We start from the raw sequence: 289 nt of genomic DNA, 5'->3' as shown, positions 1-289 counted from the left end.
TCGCCTTTCCCTCACGGTACTGGTTCACTATCGGTCAGTCAGGAGTATTTAGCCTTGGAGGATGGTCCCCCCATATTCAGACAGGATACCACGTGTCCCGCCCTACTCTTCGAGCTCACAGCAGGTGTGTTTTTGTGTACGGGACTGTCACCCTGTACCGTGCGACTTTCCAGACGCTTCCACTAACACACAAACTGATTCAGGCTCTGGGCTGCTCCCCGTTCGCTCGCCGCTACTGGGGGAATCTCGGTTGATTTCTTTTCCTCGGGGTACTTAGATGTTTCAGTTC

1 rRNA gene is annotated in these 289 nt (G+C 53.6%); it reads right to left on the bottom strand.

Annotated features, from left to right (window positions below):
- A 23S ribosomal RNA gene (locus DW58_RS04265) occupies positions 1 to 289 on the bottom strand; the annotation flags it as partial.

The organism is Siccibacter turicensis LMG 23730, from assembly GCF_000463155.2.
In the GTDB taxonomy this organism is placed as follows: domain Bacteria; phylum Pseudomonadota; class Gammaproteobacteria; order Enterobacterales; family Enterobacteriaceae; genus Siccibacter; species Siccibacter turicensis.
This window is presented reverse-complemented; position numbering and strand designations above follow the sequence as displayed.